Annotated in this window: 26 protein-coding genes, 1 tRNA gene, 1 other RNA gene and 1 pseudogene; 17 read left to right on the top strand and 12 right to left on the bottom strand. The window is 56.8% G+C overall.

Annotated elements, in window-relative coordinates; translation table 11 throughout:
• On the top strand, positions 1–254 hold a 254-nt coding region (locus G449_RS18565; protein ID WP_211215136.1), incomplete at its 5' end, for a hypothetical protein.
• A gap of 40 nt (positions 255–294) precedes the next feature.
• Here G449_RS18565 and G449_RS17605 read toward each other — a convergent pair.
• From G449_RS17605 to G449_RS0101285, 9 genes are all read right to left on the bottom strand, one after another.
• A complete protein-coding gene (locus tag G449_RS17605; protein WP_022657507.1) occupies positions 295–882 on the bottom strand; it encodes a TRIC cation channel family protein in 588 nt (195 codons plus the stop codon).
• A gap of 129 nt (positions 883–1,011) precedes the next feature.
• Positions 1,012–2,571 carry a ribonuclease Y gene (gene rny, locus G449_RS0101315; RefSeq protein WP_022657506.1) on the bottom strand — a complete coding sequence of 520 codons (1,560 nt, stop codon included), beginning with the start codon at positions 2,569–2,571 and terminating at the stop codon, positions 1,012–1,014.
• A gap of 211 nt (positions 2,572–2,782) precedes the next feature.
• Positions 2,783–2,966: non-coding RNA, 6S RNA (ssrS, locus tag G449_RS18005), on the bottom strand.
• A 12-nt stretch (positions 2,967–2,978) separates the two neighbouring features.
• The gene (locus tag G449_RS0101310) at positions 2,979–3,251 is read right to left on the bottom strand and encodes a cell division protein ZapA (protein ID WP_022657505.1); all 273 of its coding nucleotides are present in this window, start codon (positions 3,249–3,251) and stop codon (positions 2,979–2,981) included.
• 6 nt (positions 3,252–3,257) lie between these two features.
• A complete protein-coding gene (locus G449_RS0101305) occupies positions 3,258–3,503 on the bottom strand; it encodes a cell division protein ZapB (protein ID WP_022657504.1) in 246 nt (81 codons plus the stop codon).
• Positions 3,504–3,635: 132 nt separating this feature from the next.
• Positions 3,636–4,991: a bifunctional UDP-N-acetylglucosamine diphosphorylase/glucosamine-1-phosphate N-acetyltransferase GlmU gene (glmU, locus tag G449_RS0101300; protein ID WP_022657503.1), complete on the bottom strand. Its 1,356-nt coding sequence runs from the start codon at positions 4,989–4,991 to the stop codon at positions 3,636–3,638.
• A gap of 119 nt (positions 4,992–5,110) precedes the next feature.
• On the bottom strand, positions 5,111–6,226 hold the full coding sequence (locus G449_RS17600) for a glycosyltransferase family 2 protein (protein ID WP_022657502.1): 1,116 nt from the start codon (positions 6,224–6,226) through the stop codon (positions 5,111–5,113).
• Between the two features lie 99 nt (positions 6,227–6,325).
• A complete protein-coding gene (locus G449_RS0101290; protein ID WP_022657501.1) occupies positions 6,326–6,736 on the bottom strand; it encodes an OsmC family protein in 411 nt (136 codons plus the stop codon).
• 44 nt (positions 6,737–6,780) lie between these two features.
• Positions 6,781–7,365, bottom strand: coding sequence for a manganese efflux pump MntP (locus G449_RS0101285; RefSeq protein WP_022657500.1), 585 nt, complete (start codon positions 7,363–7,365; stop codon positions 6,781–6,783).
• A gap of 136 nt (positions 7,366–7,501) precedes the next feature.
• Here G449_RS0101285 and G449_RS0101280 point away from each other — a divergent pair, with 136 nt between their 5' ends.
• Positions 7,502–8,443, top strand: coding sequence for a hypothetical protein (locus G449_RS0101280; RefSeq protein WP_022657499.1), 942 nt, complete (start codon positions 7,502–7,504; stop codon positions 8,441–8,443).
• Positions 8,444–8,520: 77 nt separating this feature from the next.
• Positions 8,521–9,021 carry a hypothetical protein gene (locus G449_RS0101275; RefSeq protein ID WP_022657498.1) on the top strand — a complete coding sequence of 167 codons (501 nt, stop codon included), beginning with the start codon at positions 8,521–8,523 and terminating at the stop codon, positions 9,019–9,021.
• A 112-nt stretch (positions 9,022–9,133) separates the two neighbouring features.
• On the opposite strand, the gene ilvA is transcribed toward G449_RS0101275, so the two are convergent.
• Positions 9,134–10,669, bottom strand: coding sequence for a threonine ammonia-lyase, biosynthetic (ilvA, locus tag G449_RS0101270; RefSeq protein WP_022657497.1), 1,536 nt, complete (start codon positions 10,667–10,669; stop codon positions 9,134–9,136).
• Positions 10,670–10,917: 248 nt separating this feature from the next.
• Between ilvA and G449_RS0101265 the strand changes: the two genes are divergently transcribed.
• The 13 genes and pseudogenes from G449_RS0101265 (at position 10,918) to traI (ending at position 20,996) form a co-directional block, all read left to right on the top strand.
• Positions 10,918–11,628, top strand: a complete 711-nt coding sequence (locus tag G449_RS0101265) for a class I SAM-dependent methyltransferase (protein WP_022657496.1) — start codon at positions 10,918–10,920, stop codon at positions 11,626–11,628.
• 57 nt (positions 11,629–11,685) lie between these two features.
• Positions 11,686–12,102: a nickel-responsive transcriptional regulator NikR gene (nikR, locus tag G449_RS0101260; protein WP_022657495.1), complete on the top strand. Its 417-nt coding sequence runs from the start codon at positions 11,686–11,688 to the stop codon at positions 12,100–12,102.
• The gene (gene folE2 / locus G449_RS0101255; RefSeq protein ID WP_022657494.1) at positions 12,102–12,881 is read left to right on the top strand and encodes a GTP cyclohydrolase FolE2; all 780 of its coding nucleotides are present in this window, start codon (positions 12,102–12,104) and stop codon (positions 12,879–12,881) included. The genes nikR and folE2 overlap by 1 nt, the downstream gene beginning before the upstream one ends.
• Before the next feature lie 183 nt (positions 12,882–13,064).
• On the top strand, positions 13,065–13,460 hold the full coding sequence (locus G449_RS0101250; RefSeq protein ID WP_022657493.1) for a flagellar basal body rod C-terminal domain-containing protein: 396 nt from the start codon (positions 13,065–13,067) through the stop codon (positions 13,458–13,460).
• Positions 13,461–13,546: 86 nt separating this feature from the next.
• Positions 13,547–14,716 carry a C40 family peptidase gene (locus G449_RS15500; protein WP_022657492.1) on the top strand — a complete coding sequence of 390 codons (1,170 nt, stop codon included), beginning with the start codon at positions 13,547–13,549 and terminating at the stop codon, positions 14,714–14,716.
• A 10-nt stretch (positions 14,717–14,726) separates the two neighbouring features.
• Positions 14,727–15,239: a rhodanese family protein gene (locus tag G449_RS0101240; protein WP_022657491.1), complete on the top strand. Its 513-nt coding sequence runs from the start codon at positions 14,727–14,729 to the stop codon at positions 15,237–15,239.
• A 4-nt stretch (positions 15,240–15,243) separates the two neighbouring features.
• Entirely contained in the window at positions 15,244–16,233 is a 990-nt protein-coding gene (gene gluQRS, locus G449_RS0101235; protein ID WP_022657490.1) for a tRNA glutamyl-Q(34) synthetase GluQRS, read from the top strand.
• A gap of 47 nt (positions 16,234–16,280) precedes the next feature.
• The gene (locus G449_RS0101230) at positions 16,281–16,661 is read left to right on the top strand and encodes a hypothetical protein (protein ID WP_022657489.1); all 381 of its coding nucleotides are present in this window, start codon (positions 16,281–16,283) and stop codon (positions 16,659–16,661) included.
• Positions 16,662–16,887: 226 nt separating this feature from the next.
• Positions 16,888–16,963, top strand: a tRNA-Thr gene (locus G449_RS0101225).
• An 82-nt stretch (positions 16,964–17,045) separates the two neighbouring features.
• The gene (locus G449_RS17595) at positions 17,046–17,843 is read left to right on the top strand and encodes a hypothetical protein (protein ID WP_051135358.1); all 798 of its coding nucleotides are present in this window, start codon (positions 17,046–17,048) and stop codon (positions 17,841–17,843) included.
• Positions 17,844–18,530: 687 nt separating this feature from the next.
• Positions 18,531–19,187: a lytic transglycosylase domain-containing protein gene (locus tag G449_RS15490; RefSeq protein WP_022657486.1), complete on the top strand. Its 657-nt coding sequence runs from the start codon at positions 18,531–18,533 to the stop codon at positions 19,185–19,187.
• Positions 19,081–19,326, top strand: a pseudogene (locus tag G449_RS18750) (plasmid mobilization protein); the annotation flags it as partial. The gene G449_RS15490 and the pseudogene G449_RS18750, both read left to right, overlap by 107 nt.
• Positions 19,327–19,328: 2 nt before the next feature.
• Positions 19,329–20,996 (top strand): TraI/MobA(P) family conjugative relaxase, encoded by a 1,668-nt coding sequence (traI, locus tag G449_RS18000; protein WP_022657485.1) that lies wholly within the window; start codon positions 19,329–19,331, stop codon positions 20,994–20,996.
• Between the two features lie 47 nt (positions 20,997–21,043).
• Here traI and G449_RS0101200 read toward each other — a convergent pair whose 3' ends face one another.
• Positions 21,044–21,256 (bottom strand): hypothetical protein, encoded by a 213-nt coding sequence (locus tag G449_RS0101200; protein WP_022657484.1) that lies wholly within the window; start codon positions 21,254–21,256, stop codon positions 21,044–21,046.
• Between the two features lie 395 nt (positions 21,257–21,651).
• Between G449_RS0101200 and G449_RS15480 the strand changes: the two genes are divergently transcribed.
• Positions 21,652–21,771: an excisionase family DNA-binding protein gene (locus G449_RS15480; protein WP_022657483.1), complete on the top strand. Its 120-nt coding sequence runs from the start codon at positions 21,652–21,654 to the stop codon at positions 21,769–21,771.
• Between the two features lie 31 nt (positions 21,772–21,802).
• Here the strand turns inward: G449_RS15480 and G449_RS17995 are convergent.
• On the bottom strand, positions 21,803–22,226 hold a 424-nt coding region (locus tag G449_RS17995), incomplete at its 5' end, for an integrase core domain-containing protein (protein ID WP_159060404.1).

The following is a 22,226-nucleotide window of genomic DNA, read 5'->3' as shown; positions in this document are numbered from 1 at the left end:
TTTTCTTCAATCGCGAGGAGCGTTTATGCTCCCCTTCGCTTCAGGAGTCAACCGTTTTTTTCGTTCCCGCGAAAATTCTTTTCGCTTGCGTTTCCGTGAACCGTTTTCCCTTGTCGCGAGGAGCGGTTATGCGCCCCCCTACTCCACAAGTCAACCAGTTTTTCAGCCTTTTGCAAATTAACCACAAAAAGCATGGTTTGCTCGTGCAGCGGAAGTTAAAAATAGCGAAACGGCACTACGGAGTCAAGCCGTAGTGCCGTTTTTTCGCAATCATTTGCCGAACTCGCCGACGTTTCAGACAATTTTGGCTTTTTTCACCCCTCGCAAAACAACCGCCAGCAACGCCCCACACAGCGCACCCTGCCAGGGATCTAGATTTGTCAGCAGCATCACGGTCAGCGCCAGCATGCCGCCAAAGGCGGCGGCCGTAGCGTACATATTTTCTTCCACCGCACGGGCCATATCCCCGAGGCAAAGGTCTCGCGCAATGCCGCCCACAAGCCCGCCCAGTATCCCAACCAGTATACTGCCTGTGGGGCCAAGCCCGGCCATCACGCCCTTTACGGTTCCCACGCCAGCTCCAAGCGCCAGCCCCAGCGCATCCAGCCAAAAGAAGGCCATCCAGGCCCGACTGCTTTGCCCTATAATGATACCGGCAATGCCGCCGCACACGCATGCAGCCAGATATTCCCCCTGATTGAGGGTAATGGCGCCATAGCCGAGCAGCCCATCACGAGCGAGCGGCGCGGCCATCCCCGCCAGACAGGCAAGAACGGCAGCACCGCTGAAATGTGCTCCCGTAGAGCGAGCCCGGCAAGATGCGGCAGCGGCCAGCATGAAGCTGGCCGCCAGATCTAACACAAATAAGGGAAGGTTCTGCATACGCTGCACCCATGGGCCTGATCATTTCATTCATGAAATGCTCAAGCAAGGATTTGCCTGCAAATCATTGCCGCGAAACAGACGCATGCGGGTTTTGCCTGCGTTGAGCGCCTGTTTAAGGCTTTTGCTCTACTTGGCCAGCCCCACTGCCCGACGTTCACGAATGACCGTCACGCGGATCTGGCCGGGATAGGTAAGGTTTTTCTCAATCTTTTCAGCAATATCCTTGCAGAGGATATACGTGGTGTCGTCATCAACCATGTCGGAGTTGACCATCACGCGAATCTCGCGGCCAGCCTGAATGGCGTATGCCTTGCTGACACCATCAAAGCTGGTGGCAATGCCCTCCAGATCTTCAAGCCGCTTTACGTAGTTTTCAAGCAGCTCTTTACGTGCGCCGGGGCGCGCGCCAGAGATGGAGTCCGCCGCCTGCACCAGCACTGCCAGAGCCGTTGAGGGGCGCTGGTCTTCATGGTGGGCTGCAATGGCGTGGATGATCTCCTGGCTTTCGTTGTACTTTTTGGCGAGGTCCGCGCCGATAAGGGCATGCGGGCCTTCCACCTCGTGGTCAACGGCCTTGCCGATGTCGTGCAGCAGGCCAGCCCGCTTGGCTTTTTTGACGTCCATGCCGAGCTCGGCGGCCATCATGCCACACAGGGCCGAAACTTCAAGAGAATGCTGGAGCACGTTTTGGGTAAACGAGGTACGGTAGCGCAACTGCCCGAGCAAACGGACGATTTCCGGATGGATACCGTGAACTCCCGCGTCAAAGGTGGCCTGTTCGCCCACTTCGCGCACCTGGGTGTCCAGTTCCTGCTCACACTTCTGCACAATGTCTTCGATGCGGGCAGGATGAATGCGGCCATCCTGGATCAAACGCTCAAGCGCCATTTTGGCAACCTGACGGCGCAGCGGGCTGTAAGCTGAAAGAATAACGGTTTCAGGCGTATCATCTATAATAAGATCCACACCGGTGGCAGCTTCAAGCGCGCGGATGTTGCGGCCTTCGCGCCCGATGATGCGGCCCTTCATATCTTCACTCGGAAGGGTCACAGCCGTAACAGTCTGCTCGTTGACGTAGTCGCCCGCGTAGCGCTGGATGACATTACAGAGAATTTCTTTGGCTTTGCGGTCGGCAGTTTCGCGCGCTTCCATTTCAATCTGGCGGATCATGCGCGCCGATTCGTGCCGGGTTTTGGCTTCAATTTCGCTGAAAAGCCGAACCTTTGCCTCATCGGCAGTGAGGCCAGCAATTTCAGAAAGCCGCTGCTCCTGCTCTTCAATACGGGTCTGCAAAAACATTTCAGATTCAGAAAGCTGGCGCTCCTTGCGGGCCAGTTCTTTCTCTGAAGTCAGCAGTTCGTGCTCCCTTGTGGTTGCTTTTTCAAGCTTTTCCTCAAGGCGACCGCCCATTTCTTCAAGCTTGCGTTCGCGGGCCTTGACCTCGCGCTCACGTTCCTTGAATTCGTTTTCGAGTTCCCGCTTTTGATTGAACAGATCATCCTGGCCCTGAAGCAATATCTCTTTTTTCTGGGCCTGCGCCTCTTTACGCGCCTCAGCCACTATGCGCTTCGCCAGATCTTCGGCGTCGCCCACACGTTTTGCGGCAGAACGCTTGTGCGCAAACACCCCCAGCGCAACCCCCAGCAGCGCCGCAGCTACAAGCGCTGCAATGAACAATGGATCCATGAATCCAGCCTCTCTCTTTTATCGATACGGACCCTGCGCCAAGAGGCGCGGGCCGATGAACACCGGCAAGCGGCAAGACTGCCGCACACCGTAGCAAAATGAGCCCAAAGGGGCTGCTGAAACCCTGGCTGGATACCGATTAACGGTCTGGAATGAACTGCGCAAAAGCATCGGCCACTAAGAATGGCAGCCAGATACGTCAAAAGAAGGCGCGTTCCCCGGAGCGCCGTGTCATGCTTGCGGTACAGAACCTGGATAACCAGGTCGGGCGCCTGTATGTCCTTTCCGGGCTTCCCGGTCTTGCCGGGCGTGCACACACAAAGACAGTGACGGCCCCCTTTTATATTCTTGTCAGGTTAGCACCGAGGCATAAATCACGCGCGTCCCAGGGAAGCGCCCAAAGGAGCCTAAGAGGACTCCTCTATTTTTGAAAGCAAGGTTGAGACGCGATTCTGCACGTCCGCCTGCTCTTTCTGCGATTGCAGCAAATCATCCGCCAGTCCAAGGGCCATAAAAGTCAGCAGAATGTCCTTGGTCTGCCCTCCGTGGAACCTCAGCTTCTGGTCTGCGAACCGTTCCTCCACCAGCCGCACGGCTTCCTGTACGCGCCGCATGTCGGCTCCAGGCTTGAATGCAATGCTCAGCCCAAGAACGGTGAGGTTGATAGTATCCTGGTTCACAAAAACCTACTCGACGCTGTCGTGCTCCTGAATCCTGCGCAGCAAGGCGTCAATGCGATTCAGCGCCTCAGTGCGTAGCTTTTCTTCGTTTTCAAGAGCTTCACGCAGCTTTTGGTTTTCTTCATCAAGTGCGTCATTTCTGGCTGCCACATCGGCAGACTCCGCACTGATTTTCGCGTTTTCCGCCTTGAGGCGGTCAAGTCGGGCCAAAAGCGCCTCGACTTGCGATTCAAGCTGCTCCAAAAGTTCCATGATTTGTAAATAACACCGCGACATGACCTTGGCAAGAATGGATACGCTCGGGCGAAAAAATACCCGCGCCGGGCTGTGCCGACGCGGGCTGCAAAAAGCCAAAACCCTTGCGGCACAGGCCGCCAGGGCCGTTTATTTATTCCTGCGGGGCAGATTTTTCTGCTTTTCGCGGGCTATGGCAAGTTCGCCGTTGGGTACGTCGCGGGTAATGACCGAGCCTGCGCCCACAAGGGCATCGTCGCCCACGTTCACAGGCGCAACCAGGGCCGTATTGCTGCCAATAAAGGCATAGCGCCCAATTTTGGTCTGGAACTTGTGCTTTCCATCATAATTGCAGGTGATTGTGCCCGCGCCGATGTTGGTGCCCTCGCCTATCTCGGCATCGCCAAGATAGGTAAGGTGGTTAGCCTTGGCGCCCTTGCCAAGATGGGTCTTTTTAAGCTCAACAAAATTGCCTACATGCGACTGTTCTTCAAGCACAGCGCCGGGCCGCAGGCGGGCAAAGGGCCCCACCAAAGCGGTTGCGCCCACGCGGGCTTTTTCCAGATGGGAGAAGGAACGGATCTCTGCATTATTGGAGATCACGCAGTCGCGCACCACGCAGTGCGAGGCAACGCTGGCCCCACGGCTGATGCTGGTGCGTCCATAAATTTCGCACGGGCCAGTCAGTTCCACACCGGGTTCTATCTCCGCCAGGGGGCCAACACGCACCGAGCCCGGCGCATGCACGATAACACCCGAGGCAAGCAGATCATCAACAATACGGGCGCGCAGGGTTTCTTCCATACGGGAAAGCTCAACTGGCGAATTCACGCCCATGAGCGAATCATCGCGGCCGCACTGGATGCCGAGAACTTCGTATTTTTCCGCAACGGCAAGGCCGATGAGGTCTGTAATGTAATACTCACCGCTCTTGTTGCTGTTGTTCAGGTGAGGCAAAAGGCTTTGCACCGCAGCAAGACTGCAATAGTACATGCCCGCGTTAACCTCGTTGGAGGGCGGCCCGTAGAGCGAGGAATCATAATCCTTGGCTTCCACAATGGCCTTGACCTTGCCCTGCTGGCGCACCACCCGGCCATACGCGCCGGGGTTGTCCAGCTCAATGGTGGCAAAAGCCAGATCGGCCCCAACGGCCTCGGCAAGAAAAGAACGAACCAGAGATTCCGAAAGCAGGGGCGCGTCGCCGTTGACCACCAGCAAATGGGTGCAACCGGCTTCTGTCAGTGCGGGCAGAGCCTGAATAAGGGCATGGCCTGTGCCAAGCTGCTGTTCCTGCAACACAAAGCGGGCGTCAGGAAAGGCGGCCTGCACCATTTCGGCGCGATGCCCGGCCACAATCCAGACGTCTTCCGCAAAAACAGGGCGCAGAGCCTCAATGACGCAGGCAAGCATTGGCTCGCCCAGCAGCGTTTGCAGCACCTTGGGCCTGTCCGAGTGCATGCGGGTTCCCTTGCCCGCTGCAAGAATCAAAGCCGCGTTCTTCGGCATGAATATCTCCTTCGTTCGCCACATATGGCGGGAAACTGTGCAGGCAGACCAATAGCCTCTTGCGGGCCAAACAGCAAGACCGCAGAGTTGGTCTGCGCTGTGCGGCGCTGCTCGGGCGTTTACCCCGTGCCCACCTGCGATGGCAGGCCAATCACGCAAAGTCTGGCATAGGTGCTGCGCAGGCGCGCATTCAGCGCATCTGACGAGAGATCGGCCATACGGGGAAACATGCGCTTGAGCACCATTAGGGCCTTGGCGGCTGTGGGCGTCAGTTGCAAGCCAGACCATGTGGCAAGGCGCAGGCACCGCCCCCCGTAATAATCCTGAACATAGCGCAGATTGCCCGTATCATTGCGCGGCAAACTGTTGCTGAACAGCGGCGCGGCTGCGAGCACTGCCTTTGTAAAAAAATCCTGCATGACCCGTGAGCGCTCAGGATCAAGCTCGCAGAGATATCCGGCAGAAACAAGGCAGCCAGCGGCATGGGCCAGCCAGCCTGCACACTTGGCCTGCAAGGGGAACTCCGGCAGCTCGGCCAGCATACGGCCAACCTTTTCGTGCATAAGCGAGTCATGGTGATACATCCGGGCGCGATTTTCCGTCATACCGCCGCCGTGCTTGCGGTAAAACACCACCCCATCTGTATTTATGCCCACTTTGGCCCCCAGACCGTAGCATCGCAACCAGTAATCCTGATCTTCGCAGGATCTGAGGCCCTGATCAAAGTAGCCGACACGGCGCACAATATCTGTCCGCACCATATAGCAATGCACGGGAGCAAGGTTGGCGTTGCATGCATGCACATCCCAATGGCTGTTGACCAGCGACCACAACCCATCGACCTGTCTATTTGCGCCTTCTGAAAAATCCAGGCAGCGACAAATGACAATATCAAGCTCAGGCTGAGCGGTAAAAACTTTCAGCTGGCTCGCCAGCAATCCCTTTGCATGAAGGTCGTCCGCGTCAAGAAAGACGATGAAATCACCGCGCGCCGCACGCAATCCAGCATTCCTCGCTGCGGAAAGCCCCTGATTTTCCTGATAAATATAGTGCACATCCGGCCCAAACAAACGGGCAACCTCAGCGGTGTTGTCCGTTGAGCCATCATCCACCACAATCACCTCCACTTCCACCTGCGGGCAACGCTGCTGCAGCACGCTGGAAACAGCGTGAGGGAGAAAACCGGCGTAATTATAGCTGGGGATTATTACTGAAACCAATGGAGGAGAAGTCATGCGATATCCTGTTATGCCGGGTAAGCACCATGCAGGAGTGCTGATAACGCGCACCAGGCAGATTCAAGGCGCGCCTTTCAGCACCCCCGCACGCCGATTTCAGTTCTTCCATATAAAGGTAAACACCTGCTCCACATCGGGGTGCAGGGTGTGGTGCACTGGGCAGCTTTGAGTGCAGCGCTCAATTACCGTCTTTTCCTTGGCGGAATATTCGCGGTCGGGCATTTTGAAGGTCACTTCAATCTTGCCGATGCGGCGCGGGTCGGCGCTCATGGTTTTGTTGATCTCCATCTCTGTGCCGGTCACGTCCACACCATGCGTCTTTGCATAAATGCCGATAATGGTCATGGCGCAGGCCCCAAGGGCTGTGGCGCACAGGTCGGTGGGCGAAAAAGCCGCACCCAGCCCCTGATTGTCAGAAGGAGCGTCTGTGATGATCCTTGTGCTGCTCTGGTTGTGGACGCATTCCACGCGCAGATCTCCAAGATATTTTGCGCTGACGGTAGCCATGAAAACTCCTGCGGTTTTGCCGGTCAAACGGCAGTTACTGGTGATTAACCAAAAACATTATGCTCGCGCAACGTGTTACAGGCAATAGCCAGCAGGGTCAGCCCGCCCAGCAGTTCAGCCCATCCGTTGACCGCGCAGAGATTGGCCAGCGCCTTGCCCAGGTACACGCCCACAGCGGTAATAACCGCGCAGACCAGGCCGATCATCAGGGCAGGGCTCCAGACAGGAGTTCCCAGAATGGCAAAAGAAAGGCCCACGGCCAGGGCATCAATGCTTGTGGCAACGCTCAGCACCAGCAGGTTGCGCCCCGCAGTGGGATCCACCGAAGGGCGCGGACAGGAGGAACGCGCCCGCAGGGCTGAAAAACCCGAAAACACCATCTTGCCGCCTATCCAGCCCAGCAGGCCAAAGGCGATCCAGTGATCCCACGCCTCCATATAAGAACGCATGGTAATGCCCAGATACCACCCCACCACCGGCATGGCGAACTGAAAAAAACCGAATGCCGCGGAAAGCCGGAAGTAATGACGTGCCTGCGGCACGCGCAGGGCGCAGCCAGAAGCCAGAGCAACGGCAAATGCATCCATGGAAAGGGCAACGGCCAGGAGCAGAACAGCAAAAAACGACATAAAAACCCCATGCTGCGGTGCGCAATGACCGCCCAGTGTGATTGCAGAGTGGCGTGAACTATAGGGCAAGGGCCGCTCAGGAGCAAGAGAGGTCTTTCGCTTGCGGCTGGCACGGCCTCGGGATACAAGGCTGGGTATGCAAACTATTCCTTCTTGGCTTTTCTGCTGGCAATGGATTGCCGCTGTTCTGACCCTGGGCGCAAGCGCCGCTTCGGCCATGCCCCTTATTATCGCTCTCACCCTGGCCACAGGCAGACGAGGCCAGGCCAGACTCTGCGCCTATGGCGCGCGCACCCTCGCCCGCAGCGCTGCGGGGCTGGCGGTTCTTGGCCCGCTGCTGGCCGCAGGCAGTGTTCTTGCCCTGCTGGCAAGCATACGCAGCACGGAACACATGTTTGAAGGCGTATCATTGTGGATGCCCGCCATGCTGCCCTACACAACGGCGGTTGCCGCATGGCTGGCTGGCATAATCTGCCTGCTGCTGTACCTTGCCGCCGACCGCGCGGCACCCATGCCGCAAGCTGCGCAGGATTACTGGCAGCCAGGGCAGATCGGCCTGCGCGTTGGCCTTGCGCTGCTGGCGGCCCTCTGCTTTTTTGCCGCGCAGGTTCTGCCCAACTGGCCCTTTTCCGGCCTGCCGCAAGGGCTGAGCATGGGGGATGTGGCTTTGGCCGTGCTTCCCAAAACCCTGCACGACTACTTTACCGCATTGACCCCAGCGGGCAGCGTTGCGCTGATCATCCTTTCCCTTGTGGCCCGCAACAGCGGAGCCGCATTCACGCTGGCGGACGAGCAGCGCGCTGCCCGCTGGTGCGCCCTGTGGGCCATGGTGGGCTTTATCCCCCGCTGCATTGACCGCTGGGGGCTTGTGATCGGCTTTTCCCTGCGTCAGGGGCCCTTGCCGCAAGGTCTGGCGGAGCAGGCAATGGGCCTTGTGCCCATGACCCTCGCCATTGCCTGCTGGGTGGCCCTGTTTGTTCTGCGCGCACCCCGCAAACTCTACTGGCTCAATGTAGTTGGGCTTCTGCTGCTTGTGCTGGGCGCGAGCTTTCCGTTCCTTTTGGCGCTCGGGCGCTGATGCTTGCCCCGCACACGGGCAGCGCGTATACCCAACTGCACATACGGATTCGATTTTTCCGCAACCCGGAGGTTCCCATGCGGACTTTGTTTTTTCTATCCCTTCTCATGCTCTGCCTGACGGTCACAGCCCAGGCTGAACCGCGCTCGTTTACGCTTTTCAGTGCCGACCTGCCCCATGGCTGGGACGGCGAGGAAAAAATGGGCTTCAAATCGGGAAATCCCGATGAATGCATGCTGATTCTGGGCCTTTCCAACGAAAAGAAAGACGACTACGCCGCGCTCATCAGCATTTTTGTTCTGCCCAATACGCAGAAAGACGACAGCGCCTCCATTGCCAACAAGCTGGCCACCCTTCAGGCCAACGCCTCCCAGCCCCGCCCGCAGGGGCCGTTCTGGACGTTTAACGGCGAACTGCGCAGCCAGGCCTTTCCCGCCCCCGGCGTGACCAAGGTCAACGCTACGGCGGACAAGGTCATTATTGCCATTGTTCAGGATCCTGACCAGCGGGGGGCCGAAGCTGTTTTTGCCAGCCTCAAGGGCCTCACCCCGGAAGCGCGCAAGCTGCTCGGCCAGTAAGCAGTATCTGCACATAACTAACGCGGCTTTTGTTCAACAGGCCGTAATGTAAAACACCGGCTGTTCTTTGCAGGGCAGCCGGTGTTTTACATTTATTCAGCTTCAGACGGGCTTATTCGTGCCAGCCCAGAAACATCCTGTAGGCATCGTTGTTGGATTCTTCCACATGAGGATAGCCCATGGCTTCAACACGCTTGAGAAAATCCTCAAAGGCTTCCTTCTTCTCATCGGGCGCTTCAAATCCCACAAGCACGCGGCCAAAATCCGCGCCGTGATAACGGTACTGGAACAGCGAAATGCTGAAATCCACGCGCATGGCGTCCATGAAGTCCAGCAGCGCGCCGGGGCGTTCGGGGAAGGTGAAGCGCAGCAAACGCTCGTGCAGAATCTGTGGCGCATTGCCGCCTACCAGATGCCGCACATGCACCTTGGCCAGTTCGTTATCCGTGAGGTCAATGGCCTCAAAGCCCTTGCCGCGCAGTTCTTTCAGCACCTGGGGCACATCATCGCGCCCGTTGATCTTGATGCCCACCAGCACCCTGGCCTTTACCGGGTCTGAATACCGGGTGCAGAGTTCCGTGATGTTGCGGCTGCCAAAAGAGGCGCACAACTGCCGGAAGCTGCCCACGGTTTCGGGGATGGTGACTGCCAGCAGAGCCTCGCGCTGAGCGCCTATCTCCGCACGGTCCACCACGTGGCTCAGGCGGTCAAAGTTCATGTTTGCGCCGCTCACAATAGCTACCAGGGTGGCATCATGCAGATCACCCGCCTTGGCGTAAGCACGCAGGCCAGCCAGGGCAAGCGCGCCCGCAGGCTCGGCCACCACGCGGGTGTCTTCAAAAATATCCTTGATAGCGCCGCAGATGGCGTCCGTTTCAACGGTGATGATGTCGTCAAGCAGGTCGCGGCAGAGAACAAAGGTTTCTTCACCCACCAGCTTGACGGCCACGCCGTCGGCAAACAGACCTACATCGTGCAGTTCTACCCGCTGGCCAGCCATGACGGAACGCCGCATGGCGTCGGAATCCACAGGCTCCACGCCGATGACGCGGATTTCAGGCCGCAGGTTCTTGATGTAGGCGGCAACGCCCGCCGCCATGCCGCCCCCGCCGATGGGGACAAAAACGGCGTGTATATCGCCGGGGTGCTGGCGCAGGATTTCCATGCCGATGGTGCCCTGCCCTGCGATGACATCCGGGTCGTCAAAAGGCGGAATATACACGCAGCCGGTTTCCTGAATCAGGTCAAGTGTATGCTTCCAGGCATCGCTGAAAGACTCACCGGAAAGCACAACCTGACCACCCAGCCGCTTCACAGCCTCGACCTTGATGGCGGGCGTGGTCACGGGCATGACGATGGTAGCTTCGCACCCCAGCTTGCGCGCGCCAAGGGCAACGCCCTGAGCGTGATTGCCAGCCGAGGCGGTAATAATGCCCCTGCGCAGTTCTTCCTTGGTAAGGTGCGCCATCTTGTTGTAGGCGCCTCTGATCTTGAAGGAAAAAACAGGCTGGAGGTCTTCGCGCTTGAGCAAAATATTATTGCCGGTGCGGCGCGAAAGACTGACCGCCTCGTCCAGGGGGGTTTCTACCGCCACGTCGTACACGCGGCTCAAAAGGATACGGTTCAGGTATTCGCTGTGCTTGTCCATGAAAATGTCCTTGCGGGGCTTCGCGCATGGCCGCCCTTGCGGTCGAAAAACGCATTTTTGTAAGGCCAATCTTTATATACCCGCAAGAAATGCTTCTCAAGTGCTTACTTTTTAAAATTCGCGCTGCTTCTACGGGCTTAAATTCTGTTTCTGCCGCGTTATTTTCACGCCGCAGGGCACATCGGCCCAGGGTTTGCCCCACTATTGCGTATCTGTACAGCTACAGGCCATTGCGCTATGCTTGCCGAATGACCGAACCGACTTCCGAATTTTCCCAATCTGAAACCCACGGCCTGACCGAATACACGCCGCACATTTCAGTGCGCGCCGCAGGCCGCCTGTGGCGGCTCAGCCGGGCCGCCGACCTTGAGCAGCTTTGGGACGCCATGACGGCCTCGCCCGATGATTTTGACGATGAGCGCCTGCCCTACTGGACGGAACTCTGGCCTTCAAGCGTTGCCCTGGCGGGCTGGCTTGCGCAGCAACGGCAATGCATAGCCGGGCAGCCCTGTCTGGATATCGGCTGCGGCCTGGGCCTCACCGCCATGGTGGGCCAGTGGCTTGGCGCAAAAATGACTGCCATGGACTATGAGGAAGCCGCCCTGCACTTTGCGGCCCGTAACGCCGATATCAACGAAGTGCCGCAGCCGTTGTGGACAGTCATGGACTGGCGGCGGCCCGCCGTGCGGGCGCAGAGCATGCACCGTATCTGGGGCGGCGATATCATGTATGAAAAGCGTTTTGTGGCTCCGGTGCTGCGCTTCCTTGACCATGCCCTTGCCCCTGGAGGCGCGGCATGGGTGGCGGAGCCGGGCCGCACAGTGTACGATGCTTTTCTGCACGCGCTGCAAAACGGCGGCTGGCAAGGCAGACGGGTGCACCACGAAACCGTGGATCCCCTTTACGCCCAGCCCGTGCCCGTTACCGTACACGTTTGGGAAATCAGCCGCCGGGCCTGAGTTCGGGGCGTTCTTCAACCACACCAATCAGCCCTCACGGGCCATACGGGAAATACCATGGGAAACCTGGCGCGCTTCGGCGTTTCTTTGGATGAAGATCTGCTGGAACCTTTTGACCAGCTGTGCAAACGCAAAAGCTATCCCAACCGTTCTGAAGCCATACGCGACCTTATCCGCAAGGCGCTGGTGGAAGAACGCTGGAGCAACGATGCCTCCGGCGCGGGTACGCTCACCCTGGTGTATGACCACCACAAAAACGATCTGGCCCGTCGGCTCATGACTATCCAGCACGATGACCACGATCTTATTGTCACCACGCTTCACGTGCATCTGGATCACTACAACTGCCTAGAGGTGCTGGTGCTCAAGGGCGAGCCCAAGCGTTTGCGCGCCCTTGCCGACAAACTGATCTCCTGCCGCGGCGTCAAGCACGGCACTTTTACCGCTACTACTACAGGACAGGATCTGGCATAATGGAAGACGTACAGAGCCACGCCCCGCAGGTTGCCCTGAATATTGACCGCGTGGGTGTTCGCGAGCTGAAGCTGCCCCTGCTGGTGCGCGACCGCTGCCAGGGGACGCAACAGACCGTGGCTACCGTAGACCTTGGGGTGGACTTGCCTTCATCCTTCAAAGGTACCCACATGAGCCGCTTTGTTGAGGCTCTGGAACAATGGAACGACGAGATCAGCTATCAGTCCGTGCGGCGGCTGCTGGTCAATATCAAGGAACGGCTTGGCGCGCGGCGGGCGTATGCCCGGTTCTGCTTTCCCTATTTTATTGTCAAAAAGGCCCCTGCCTCGGGCAGCCCGGCCACAGTAGCCTACGAATGCCGCCTCACCGGCGAGCTGGACGACAAGGGCCAGTCGTTCGTTCTTGAAACCGATGTTCCGGTCATGACTGTCTGCCCCTGCTCCAAGGCCATCAGCCGCGAGGGCGCGCACAGTCAGCGGGCCATGGTGCGTATGCGTTTGCGCATGCGGGCTTTTTCGTGGCTTGAGGATTTCATCGACATTGCCGAAGAATCCGGCTCTTCAGCCGTTTACACCCTGCTCAAGCGTGAGGATGAAAAATTCGTCACAGAGAGCGCCTTTGCCCGCCCCACCTTTGTGGAAGACGTGGTGCGCAACGTGGCGCAAAAGCTCACGGCCCACGGGCAGGTGGAGTGGTTCAGCGTTGAGGTGGAGAGCATGGAATCAATCCACAACCACAATGCCTTTGCCCGCATCGAGCGCGATCTCTCTGTTCGCTGACATGCCTTGCTGACGCTGATTACACTGGCGCCATGCGGCAGCATGTTCTGAGTACGCGATAATACTCTGAAAACCTGCCCCGACCCTTGATTGCAAAAAACCGCAATTACCCGCCAACCGGGCCAAAAAAAAGTTTTTGTATTCGGGTAATACTTGTGCTAGTTAAGCCGTAAGGTGTGAATGATGAGTAGCAGTAGCCTACAGATCGGCGCATCAGCCTTGAATGCCTTTTCGTGGGGCACGGCTGTTACAGCGCATAATGTAGCCAACGTCAGTACGGCTGGTTTTGAGCCGCGCCGTGCCGTCTACTCCAGCAACGCCAACGATCAGGGCGTCAGTTTTGAAGCCGCGATGAAAGACGCGGGATCAAAAGTCGGCCCCAGCTCGAACTGGAATGCCGCCAACGCCGTTCTTGATGTCACTTCCGGTATTCCCCTGGAAGCATCCGCACCCAGCGGTACGGATCTTGCGCGGGAATTCACTCAGATGATCTCCACCCAGCACGCCTATGAGGCAAACGCGCAAGTAGTGCGCACCAGTGATTCCATGCTGGGTACGCTTTTAGACATCAAGGCTTGACCAACTACAGACAAACGGGGTTATTCCCGTTTTTTTGCGTGACCCGCCGTTGCCTTGTGCTGCGGCGCAACCCACACGGAGTGCCGATGGGTAGATGCCTGAAACTGTGTGCGCTGACTCTGGCTTGCGCCATGACCTTTGGCTGCGCAGTAAAAAACAACCAGCGTGATGACTACAGCACACAGGCGGAACAGCGTTTTCGCCGTTCGTATGAAGCTGCTTTTGACAATAACGAACAGCAGGGCAGTCAGCAGCTTTTGCGCAAGGCACGGTCTGCCATCGGCACCCCATATGTTCCCGGCGGCATGTCGCCGGGCGGGTTTGACTGCTCGGGATTTGTCTGCTGGGCGTACAAAAGCGTTGGCGTGAGCCTGCCGCGCACCGCGCGTGAACAATCCGTTGTGGGTAAGCGCATCAATAATGTGGAAGAGATGCAGGTTGGCGATATTGTCGCCTTCCGCCACCCCCGCCGGGGCTATCACACCGGCATCTATGTGGGCGACGGCAAGTTTATCCACAGCCCCCACCGCCGCACCACCGTGCGCGTCAATTCTCTGGACGACCCATATTTCAAAGGCACATTCCTCGGTGCCCGGCGCGTCAAAATGGACGGCACCGAAAATCTCGTGGCCGAAGCCCAGACCCGCCTGAACGACTACGCGGAAGAAAAGGCCGTGCGCGATATTTATCGCAGCCACAAGCCCTCCTCCCGCTCCAGCGTTGCCAGCAATGACGACCATAGAAAGAGCAGCAAGGAAAAAGACAAAGACCGCTCCAGAAATAAAAATCCTTCCAAATCGCGCGATCAGTTTGTGGAAGTGGCCAGTCTGGACAAGAAACACGGCTCCACCCGCAAGATCGAGGTGGAAAAGGCTGACAAGTCGTCCTCCAGGTCTTCAGGCAAGGCATCAGTCAAGGAAGACAAGTCAGACAAAAAGAGCAGCGCCTCGTCGTCCAAATCCAGTTCTTCCAAGGCTGAAGCTGAAAAGTCCGAGCGCAAGAGCGAAGCCCGCAAATCTGACGCTCCCAAGGCTGAAACGCGCAAGACTGAAAACCACAAGCCGGAAGCCGCCAAAAGCGACAGCAAGTCTGGCTCTTCCAAGTCCAGCGCCTCCAAGGGCGAACCCACCAAGCGCGAGTCTGCCAAGTCTGAATCCGGCAAGAAGGACAAGAGCAACGGCAAGGTGGCTTCTTCCAAATCTGACGATGGCAAAAGCAAAAAAACTCCCGCCAAAAACCGGGATAAGAATTCATAGGACATAGTCGATGCTTCCCAATATTTCTCCTGCAGAAGCCCTCAAAATGATGCAGGATAACAAGGCCCGCCTTGTTGACGTACGTGAGGCGGACGAACTCGCCGCCTTGCGCGTTCCCGGTGCCGAAGCGGCCCCCCTTTCGGTTATTTCGTGGATGGATCTGCGCCCCGCCACCGCTGAACTCCCCATCATATTTACCTGCAATTCCGGCAACCGCACCACCAAGAACAGCGACCTGCTGCAAAAGCTTGCGGCTGGCCCCGCATGGCAGATGGAAGGCGGCGTTAGCGCCTGGGCCAAACAGGCGCTGCCTGTGGAAACCTCCAAACAGACGCTGCCCATTTTTCGCCAGATTCAGATTGGCGCTGGCGGGCTGGTGCTGGCTGGCGTGCTCGGCTCTCTGGCGTGGCCCTCGATGCTGTGGCTTTCGGCCTTTGTGGGCGCGGGGCTTGTGTTTGCAGGTGTGACAGGCTTTTGCGGTCTGGGCATACTGCTTTCGGCCATGCCCTGGAACAAAAAATAGTTTCATGCACGCCGCGCCTGTTATTCGCGGCAGGCTGGCTCCCAGCCCTACCGGCTATATCCACCTTGGCAACGCCTGGGCTTTTTTGCTTGCATGGCTTGCCGCCCGGGCCAGCTCTGGCGAGGTGGTACTGCGCATTGAAGATATTGATCCGCAGCGCTCACGCCCCGAATACACCGCAGCCCTCATTGAAGACCTGACCTGGCTTGGCCTGGATTGGGATTATGGCCCGGACAAGCCGGAACCGGCTGGCGGGTGCATGGGACCGTTTGAGCAAAGCCGCAGGGGCAAGCACTATGCGGCCGCCATTGCGCAGCTTGAAAGCGCTGGCCTGACGTATCCATGCTTTTGCACACGCAAGGAATTGCGCAGCATGGCAGGTGCGCCGCATGTTGATGATGCTGGAGCGCCCTACCCTGGCACATGCCGCAGCCTGAATCAGGCGCAGCGGCAAGCCTTGCTGGAGTCAGGCCGCCGCCCCTGCCTGCGTTTGCACTGCCCGGACGGGCCTGTGAATTTCACCGATACTGTATTTGGGCCGCGAGCATTCACACTTGCCGACTGCGGAGGCGACTTTGCCCTGCGCCGCTCTGACGGCGTTGTGGCCTATCAGCTTGCCGTGGCCGTGGACGATGCGCTCATGGGCATAAATCAGGTGGTGCGCGGGCGCGACATCCTCATTTCAACGCCGAGGCAGATTGCTCTTCTCAAGCTCCTGGGCTATGGTGCTCCCGCTTATGCGCATGTGCCGCTGCTTCTGGATGACGAGGGCGAACGCCTTGCCAAAAGGCACCAGAGCCTCGCGCTGCGCAACCTGCGACAAATGGGAGCAGACCCGCGCAGAATAACCGGATGGCTCGGCGCACTTGCCGGGTGCAATCCCGGCGGCAATGCCGCCAGCCCTGCGGAACTGATACCGTATTTTTCGCTTTCGCGCCTTGATGGCGATGATATCCGCCTTGGGCGCGAGCTGCTACGCGCTCTTGTGGCCTGACGGCCATTTGAATACAAACACCGCTCATGTAATGACAGAGGATGTTTATGACCATGCAGAACCTGGATCAGACCTTTTTGGACAAGATTTTTCCCGCTGGCCGTGCAGATGAATTTTTTGACGCGCTTTTTGGCGGCGCAGAAGAAGGCGCTTACGACATCGGCCTTGTTTGCCGCAGTGTTGAGCCGCAAAAGGCCAAACTGGCTTTTGAACTGCGCCAGCGCCCCGGCAAGTGCCTTGCCTGTAACCTGACCTATGGGCTGCCCCAGGTTTTTCAGCGGCACCCCATCCTGAATGTGGCTGGCGTTGCGCGCGATGTTGCCTCCCACCTCGGCTGGCCTGTGGAATCCACCAAGTGGAAGCTGGGGCACACGGAAGAAGTGAACCGCGAGCTGCACGTCATCCCCCTCGTGGTGGAATGCGCGTAAGCCGAACAGACCTATCCGCTTGACAACGGCCCTGTTTTTTGGCACTTCATGTCGGTTGCCAGCTTAGCTCAGTTGGTAGAGCAGCTGATTCGTAATAAGTAATGCCCTGGAGGGTTTTGGTAGAAAAAATAGGGATAAATCAAATAGTTGCCATGCGTTTGGGACTCTTGATTTTTGTTTTCTGCTACCCTATTGCTACCCTGCCACGATAAATAGATTTTCCTACGCCGCCTTGGCTCAGTTGGTAGAGCGGCTGATTCGTAATCAGCAGATCGTCAGTTCAAATCTGACAGGCGGCTCCATAAATACAAGGGTTTACGTGCAAGATTTGCATGTAAACCCTTCCTTTTTGCCCTTTTTTTGGGGTAGCAATAGGGTAGCAGAATGAGCGCCGCGACCGGAAACCGTTGCGGCCATTGCCCAAAACGGCCAAGGCTCAGCCCTACCCATCCCATTCGCAAAGGAAAAGGTGGTTTGCCGCGCATTTTGTCGTTGGCAGCGGAACGAGCAAAAGCATGGTACAGGCATCCTGCCAAATGCCCACCACTCCAAAAAGCAAAACGGGCCATTCGGAGCGAACGCCGGGAAGCCTTGCAAATCGTCATTGAAACCCTTCTTTCATATCTGGATCTCGCTTCCCTCTGCTTGGGCACGCCGACCCTGGAACACGGCTTTATTGATATCGATATGAGAAGCCTGGTGGCGACTGCGGGCATCGGCCAGCGCCGCATCGAAAGAGCCATTGCCCTGTTGAAGCACGCCGGTTTTTTGGAAGTAGCACAGCCACGGACGCAGAACGAACAAGGCGACTATTACGGATGCCGGGCAATTCGGGTTGTGAAAGCGGCTTTCTTTGAGTGGCTGGATCTTGGCCCTATGCTTGAGCGTGAGCGACAGAGAGCCTCAGCCAGGCTCCAGCGCCGGGCACAACGGGCAAATCGAAAATTGTCTGATTTGATGCGCCGGATCGCCAAAAAGCTGCCGTATCGGAGTCAGGCTCAGCCGTATGATGAAGAAGCCGTGCGCCGTTGGAACATCAAATGCGGTGAATTCTTCATGCAGAGCCTGGACGGCTCCGAGGCGAAACGACGAACAAACGAGGCCTTGGGGTATCCACCGGATTACAGCCCAGGCCAGGCATACGTACGCCGCATCCAACCGGCGTTTGCCAGGAGCAGATGAGCCACCACGGGGCTCTTTTGCTTTTTGAGCCTTTTAAAGGCCGTCTTCAGGCCATTTCTTCCTTTCCTTACTACCTCGCTAGCCTTCCAGGGGTGCTTTTTTGGAGTAAAGCCCGTCTTTCCCTGCTGTATAAAAATTAAGTGTCGCATGGTTAGGCCTCAAGTGTCGCTCATAAATACCCAAGAGGCAAAAAATTAAGAAAGCAGAAATGAAGGAAGCCAGATTGATCGGATTTTGCGGCCTTGACCATAAGTTGTGCCGCTGGCCAGAATTAAAAAGCAAGCGCCTTCGGCGCTGCCAATGAGGAAAAGAGATGTGTGAATTTGGCAGCAGCCTGTTGCCAAATTTGCAGGCTGGCAAAATTTTGCAGCAGCTTGTTGCAAAATTGTGAATGACAGCCAGTTATTCCGTAATATTCTCTATTCTCCTGCAATTACATGCCATTCCAGCTTAGCCTCCCAAGATACCGTCCGGGCCAGGATATGCGTGTAAAAGCGACGGAAAGCAATGTTAGTCAAAGATCGCTCGAGGCATAACAATATTGTTTTCAGTATGTTATACTGCATTTTTCTAAGAGGACAGGACAAGGGGAGTGTACCCACCTTTCAGGTAGTTCCATCCCCGTCCTGCCCTGCGGGGCTGACTTATTCGCGTTTCGCTCAACGTAAAACCGGAGGTAGAGACTCCATGATGAAAGCACTCATGCTGGCTATGGCCATCCTTTTTTTCTCAACCCTGCCGGTCAGAGCAGCAGAATCAGGCCCGCCGCCAAAGCTGTTGGAAGCCATCACACGGCAGGAGTCCGATTTGAATCCTCTGGCCATCAACGTGGCGGGCAAATCCTATCTTCCGGCAACGCGAGAGGAAGCCGAGCGCATAATCCAGGCAGCGCAGGCGGCGGGCAAGAGCTTTGATGTGGGCCTGATGCAGGTAAATTCGTGGTGGATGGAACGCTACGGTATTCCTCCAGCTTCTTTGCTTGACCCTGAGGTAAACGCCACTTGGGGCAAATGGATTCTGGCCCAGGAGATAGCCCGGCACGGCCTGAACTGGCAGGCAGTCGGCAAGTATCATTCCCCGGATGTGGAGCGCGGCAGACGATATGCCTGGTACGTTTACCGCCACTACGCGGGCCAGAGCGCCTCCAACCTGAAGGAGGTTCCCCATGCCCTCGAAACGCCTGATACTCAGAACATACCTGACACCGGAGGAGTTCGCCGCAGTCCGGGCGTCAGCCCGCAAGGCCGGGTTATCACTTTCGACGTTCAGCAAGCGGGTGTGTCTGGGATTTCCCGTACCCAGCCTGGAACATCAGGAAGCCCGGCTCGAACTGCGGCGGATTAAAGGCGACCTTGGGCGCTTGGGCGGCTTGGTCAAGCAGGCTCTGGCCAATGGCGCGGACAAACATACCGTACATCGGCTTCTGCATGATCTGGACACCCGACAGCGAGAGCTGCAAAACGCCATCGGACTGATCAGATAGCCATGATCAGCAAACGCATCGGCATAGCGCCGAAAAATGACAATTACGCCCGCCTTGCCGCCTACATTGCCGATGCCGGGTACGAAGGCGAAAAGGCGCTCATGAGCTGGTGTGCGGGATGCCTTGGCGGGGAGGATTACGCGGAAGGCATTGCCGAGGTTCTGGACACACAGGCGCAAAATACCCGCGCTACGAACTCGAAGACCTACCACCTGGTTGTGAGCTTTCGGCCTGAAGATGAAGCCAAACTGACACCAGGATCTTTCAAAGCGATAGAAGAACGTTTTGCCGAGGCCTTGGGCTGGTCAGCTCATCAACGCCATTGTGGCGTGCATAAAAACACCGGCAACATCCACATGCACATTGCCTACAACATGGTGCACCCGGAAAAATACACCCTGAACAAGGAATTTCGTGACTTCTGGATACGCGACAAAGTATGCCGGGAGCTGGAGCGCGAATTCGGTCTGGTCGTTGATAACGGGCGTGATCTGGCTTCTGAGCGTCAGAGAGAGCGGACGCGCTTGGGCGAAAAAGCCGCCCTGGTGGAAGCCCACACCGGCCAGCAATCCTTTGAGGGCTACGCCAAGAGCCACAGAGAGGCGGTTTTGCAAACCTTGGAAGCGGCAGCCTCCTGGCAAGCGCTGCATGAAACGCTTGCCTGTTGCGGCCTGGAGATAAAGCCCCATGGCAACGGCCTGGCGATCAAAGACCGACACAGCAGCAACCCGACTCATGCCATGAAGGCAAGCGCTCTGGACAGAAGCCTCTCGCAGAAAAAGCTGGAGGCCCGCCTTGGCCCCTACCTTCCGCCGCAGAGTCTGGAGCACATACAAGAACACCCACGCTATAAGGCCACGCCCTTGCAGCGCTCTCCTGAACGCGGTGAACTATTCGCAGAATTTAAGGCGGGTATTGAAGCCCGGAAAATCACGCTTCAAAACATCAAAGAGCAGGAAGCCACCGTCCTTGCCGCCATTCGTGCCGAATGGGCAGCCAAGCGCCGGGAACTGGAGAAAAAAGGCATTGCCAAGCGCAACCGCCGCAACCTGCTGCAACTGGCCAGAAAGCACGAAGCTGAGGCCTTGGCCAAGGAAAAGTTGACCTTTCAGGAACCGCGTGAAGTGGTGCGCCAGGAAGTACCGTACACGTCATGGAACGGTTTTTTGCAGCACAAGGCGGAACTGGGCAGCGAAGTCGCTCTGTCTGTCCTGCGTTCCAGCACGGAAATTGTTTCACCGGAGAGGCCCGCAGCTCCAGTGAAAGACTGGAGTACCCACGGACAGGATTACACCGTCAAGACTGCGACCAGGGTTGAACAGGTGGAGAAAGAGCGCGGCATTCTGGAAATGGAGGGTATTTCCGGCAAGGGCAAAACCCGTCTCCAGGCCGTTCTGTGCATGGAACAAGTTGCTGTTGAGCAAAACATCCAAATAAAGCACCGTGTGGATGGAAAAGGCGCGGTTGTGTTCACTCTGCCAAACGGTGGCACTGTCAGGGATAGTGGCAAGGAGATGTTTTTCACCGCCCAAGATAAAACGGCTGAAGCCGTGGCCAAGGGCTATGCACAGAAAAAATGGGGAAAAGCCTTGCTACTGGTGGGTAATCGTATTCGTCGTGAGCCGGGCTTTGAATACACAAAAGAAAAACAGCGAGGCGTGGAGCGATGACGCTTTGCCAAGAGCGCCCACGCTACCGTGGGCGCTCAGGTCAACGGCTATTTATACGGTAAGCGCTCTATAAAGATAAATGTCCTGATGCTGGCTTTGACGGCCAAGGCCGCTTCCGCCATGGTATCCCCCGTGGGGGAAGTTGCTTTTTCCGCTGCAAGCACGCGTTTTTCACAAAGATGCAGCATAATGTGGATCAGCTCCTGCGCCTTGCGCTCAAAGTCCTTGATGACAAAATATTCATTTTCGCGTGTTTCCATTTCCAATCTCCAGGGAGGTTGGAGCAGGTCGCACGCGGCGCACAAGAGTTTATTACAGCATTTCGCCTTATCTCCTGTATGGCGCATTGCCGCCACAGCGGCGGGGGAATTCCCGCCAACCGGCTACCATGTCTGGGGCGTCCGGATGTAATGCGCCTTGCGGCTTGCTGTTGATGACGCCGCACCGCACACAGCGGCTCTGGCGGTGAGTTAGTAATATCGGATGTGAAAAATGTTTCCGCTATGTGTTTCGGCATGTTACGTAGTATATCGATCTTTTCTATAAAAATCGATACTATTCGACTCAAGTCGTTTGCATTTAATGTAATTTTCACCTATCGTCTGGCCAGAAAAGAATAAAAAATAACAAGATGTTATTCTTATAGGAATCCGTGATGAAAAAGGTGCAGGGCATGGACGAGCGTTGGCTGACTGTCGATGAAATCTGTGTCTACTTAAGTGTAACTAATGAGACAATTTACAAGTGGATTGAACAGCGCGGTATGCCTGGCTGACCAGCCCCGTTTTTTTGTACCAGGTTAAATGTTAGTGGTAGATTCTTTGTGGTTCTGTTTCTGTCGCCTGTATAGCTGATAATTCTGGCGGAGGCGAGATTGGTCCCATTTCTCCTCTTTGGGGAGGGGTAAAAACTGTCAATGGCGCAGGAGGTCTACCGTTAAGGGAGCGATGCGGCCTACGGTGGTTGTAGTGCTGGCGCCAGTTTTCGATAACTACTTCGGCTTCCTGTAACGTCATAAACACCTCGCCGTCCAGCAGCTTGTCCCGAAGCTTGCCGTTAAAACTTTCGCAGTAACCATTTTCCCAAGGGCTGCCCGGTTCAATGTACTGCGTCTGCACAGACAGATTTGCCAACCATTCTTTTAAAGCTAACGCTACGAATTCTGGACCGTTGTCCGAGCGAATGTTATCAGGTCTGCCATGCGTCAGAAATAAATCTGCCAAAACGTGC

This window comes from Desulfovibrio desulfuricans DSM 642 (assembly GCF_000420465.1).
Lineage (GTDB): Bacteria > Desulfobacterota > Desulfovibrionia > Desulfovibrionales > Desulfovibrionaceae > Desulfovibrio > Desulfovibrio desulfuricans.
Note: the sequence above shows the minus strand (reverse complement) of the source record. Positions and strands in the feature narration are given on the sequence as shown.

What these genes read in the sequence shown, in the direction of transcription:
- G449_RS17605 (WP_022657507.1), bottom strand. Translation starts at nt 882, where the DNA reads ATGCAGAACCTTCCCTTATTTGTGTTAGATCTGGCGGCCAGCTTCATG.
- rny (WP_022657506.1), bottom strand. Translation starts at nt 2,571, where the DNA reads ATGGATCCATTGTTCATTGCAGCGCTTGTAGCTGCGGCGCTGCTGGGG.
- G449_RS0101305 (WP_022657504.1), bottom strand. Translation starts at nt 3,503, where the DNA reads ATGGAACTTTTGGAGCAGCTTGAATCGCAAGTCGAGGCGCTTTTGGCC.
- glmU (WP_022657503.1), bottom strand. Translation starts at nt 4,991, where the DNA reads ATGCCGAAGAACGCGGCTTTGATTCTTGCAGCGGGCAAGGGAACCCGC.
- G449_RS17600 (WP_022657502.1), bottom strand. Translation starts at nt 6,226, where the DNA reads ATGACTTCTCCTCCATTGGTTTCAGTAATAATCCCCAGCTATAATTAC.
- G449_RS0101290 (WP_022657501.1), bottom strand. Translation starts at nt 6,736, where the DNA reads ATGGCTACCGTCAGCGCAAAATATCTTGGAGATCTGCGCGTGGAATGC.
- G449_RS0101285 (WP_022657500.1), bottom strand. Translation starts at nt 7,365, where the DNA reads ATGTCGTTTTTTGCTGTTCTGCTCCTGGCCGTTGCCCTTTCCATGGAT.
- G449_RS0101280 (WP_022657499.1), top strand. Translation starts at nt 7,502, where the DNA reads ATGCAAACTATTCCTTCTTGGCTTTTCTGCTGGCAATGGATTGCCGCT.
- G449_RS0101275 (WP_022657498.1), top strand. Translation starts at nt 8,521, where the DNA reads ATGCGGACTTTGTTTTTTCTATCCCTTCTCATGCTCTGCCTGACGGTC.
- ilvA (WP_022657497.1), bottom strand. Translation starts at nt 10,669, where the DNA reads ATGGACAAGCACAGCGAATACCTGAACCGTATCCTTTTGAGCCGCGTG.
- G449_RS0101265 (WP_022657496.1), top strand. Translation starts at nt 10,918, where the DNA reads ATGACCGAACCGACTTCCGAATTTTCCCAATCTGAAACCCACGGCCTG.
- nikR (WP_022657495.1), top strand. Translation starts at nt 11,686, where the DNA reads ATGGGAAACCTGGCGCGCTTCGGCGTTTCTTTGGATGAAGATCTGCTG.
- folE2 (WP_022657494.1), top strand. Translation starts at nt 12,102, where the DNA reads ATGGAAGACGTACAGAGCCACGCCCCGCAGGTTGCCCTGAATATTGAC.
- G449_RS0101250 (WP_022657493.1), top strand. Translation starts at nt 13,065, where the DNA reads ATGAGTAGCAGTAGCCTACAGATCGGCGCATCAGCCTTGAATGCCTTT.
- G449_RS15500 (WP_022657492.1), top strand. Translation starts at nt 13,547, where the DNA reads ATGGGTAGATGCCTGAAACTGTGTGCGCTGACTCTGGCTTGCGCCATG.
- G449_RS0101240 (WP_022657491.1), top strand. Translation starts at nt 14,727, where the DNA reads ATGCTTCCCAATATTTCTCCTGCAGAAGCCCTCAAAATGATGCAGGAT.
- gluQRS (WP_022657490.1), top strand. Translation starts at nt 15,244, where the DNA reads ATGCACGCCGCGCCTGTTATTCGCGGCAGGCTGGCTCCCAGCCCTACC.
- G449_RS0101230 (WP_022657489.1), top strand. Translation starts at nt 16,281, where the DNA reads ATGACCATGCAGAACCTGGATCAGACCTTTTTGGACAAGATTTTTCCC.
- G449_RS17595 (WP_051135358.1), top strand. Translation starts at nt 17,046, where the DNA reads ATGAGCGCCGCGACCGGAAACCGTTGCGGCCATTGCCCAAAACGGCCA.
- G449_RS15490 (WP_022657486.1), top strand. Translation starts at nt 18,531, where the DNA reads ATGATGAAAGCACTCATGCTGGCTATGGCCATCCTTTTTTTCTCAACC.
- traI (WP_022657485.1), top strand. Translation starts at nt 19,329, where the DNA reads ATGATCAGCAAACGCATCGGCATAGCGCCGAAAAATGACAATTACGCC.
- G449_RS0101200 (WP_022657484.1), bottom strand. Translation starts at nt 21,256, where the DNA reads ATGGAAACACGCGAAAATGAATATTTTGTCATCAAGGACTTTGAGCGC.
- G449_RS15480 (WP_022657483.1), top strand. Translation starts at nt 21,652, where the DNA reads ATGAAAAAGGTGCAGGGCATGGACGAGCGTTGGCTGACTGTCGATGAA.